Below are 1,587 nucleotides of genomic sequence, written 5' to 3'. Positions count from 1 at the left end.
GTGACCGGGTTCGATTGTCAGCGTTGGCTTGATGGCAGCGGCCCGACCAACGAGAGTGGATCCCGTCTGGTTCACTGATGAGGCCAATCCCTGCGTCGCTCTCTGTTGCAGAGTAAGAGGATCGTTAGGGTCGCCACTCGACAGAGAAGCGCTTACTGAGATGATGCTTGAGAGGGCGGCGGAAGCGAAAAGCTCCAAGTAATGATTGTCCACGTTCGCCGGGAGACCGCCGCGCCCGGCGATGTCTCCGGCGCTCGTGGAAGACATATCTAGAACACGTCCATCTGGAAGAGTTAGGCTGGTCCAGGCGATGTAGACGCGCTCCTGTCCATATTCTGTATTGCTCGCCGGAGCGCCAATAAGGATAGCGCCTTGCGGGATAATCGTCCGCTTGCCATTCCAATGATCGAACACCGCTTCGATGACTCGCGCTCTCGCGATGCTCGGATGAGTGGTGTCGATCGCTGTATCGAGCCGCGCCTTTATTATCGTCCCAGGAAGAAGAGTTTCTCGCGGGGATGCTGCACGTCCGAACGGCGAAATCGTTTGTGCGGATGGTGGCGGGGCAGGGGAATCGTCGGGATCGATCGTCGGCAACGAAGCCAAGTCAGTAGGCGGATCCGTGATGTTCAAAGGAAACGGCTGAGCTGCGCCGCTGATAGAAGATTTGTCAAAGACGGAAATCGCAGATTGACGAACAGCGAGCTTATTAGGATCCGGAAGCGGTTGAATAGGTTGTGGAGGCAGCAAAGCGGGCGCAACAGGTGCGATTGGGGTCGGCTCCGGCTCTGAGGGCGACGGTTCGTCTGAGGCTTGCTTTGGTGGCGCATAGGCAACGATGCGGTCTCTGAAGCGATTAAGCTCAGAGGACGCAGGTATTTCCGTGTTGTACGATTGAATGTCGCTTTGCTTCTCCTCGAGAGGATCGGAGGCGAGGCCATAGGCAAGACCGCCGACGATGAGGACAGATAGGACGCCGACAGCGGCGACGAGCATCTTCTTGTTGATTTGAACGGCGTCGGTATTGCCGAGATTCGGGAGCAGATCAGACATCGGTCACTCACCCTGCGTCCAGATACCCGTGCGGGCGATGAATACGCGCTGCGCGGGATCGCGGGACATGTAGAGAACGGCTCGATCGAACATGTACGGGACGATCAGCGCGGACCCCTGTTGGATGTAGTTGACGATCTCAACCTGGTTCTCTGCAGTAAGCAGGGAGAGGACCGGCATCTGCTTGCGGGCCATGACCGGGGCGAAACGGAGAACCACACGCGCGCCGTCATCATAGACCTCTGTAGGCAACCATTCCTGACCGTCGCCTCCTTCGATCGCCCAATTGAAGTTCAGCTTGGCTAGCGCGTCATCTGCGCTTTCACTCGCGGAACCGAGAACGGTGAAGCGCCCTTCTTGACCGCCGCCCGGTTGGTTGTGAGAGGCCCGGCCAGGCGCATACATTTCTGCGATTTGTCGACTGAAATCCCGGCGCTGCTCACCTGGATAGGACCATGACACAGAGTGATGAGGGACATTTGCAGGATCCGAGATTAGCTCGATGTGGTAAGCCCGCTTGGTCGTTGTGAGGAC

2 protein-coding genes are annotated in these 1,587 nt (G+C 57.7%); both read right to left on the bottom strand.

All coding sequences use genetic code 11. The features are described from left to right. A partial coding sequence (locus IG168_RS20345; RefSeq protein ID WP_193166437.1) for a TrbI/VirB10 family protein occupies window positions 1-1,053 on the bottom strand: 1,053 nt, incomplete at its 3' end. A 3-nt stretch (window positions 1,054-1,056) separates the two neighbouring features. Continuing rightward, a partial coding sequence (locus IG168_RS20340; protein ID WP_193166436.1) for a TrbG/VirB9 family P-type conjugative transfer protein occupies window positions 1,057-1,587 on the bottom strand: 531 nt, incomplete at its 5' end.

Source organism: Microbulbifer hainanensis, assembly GCF_014904735.1.
GTDB classification, from domain to species: Bacteria; Pseudomonadota; Gammaproteobacteria; order Pseudomonadales; family Cellvibrionaceae; genus Microbulbifer; species Microbulbifer hainanensis.
This window is presented reverse-complemented; position numbering and strand designations above follow the sequence as displayed.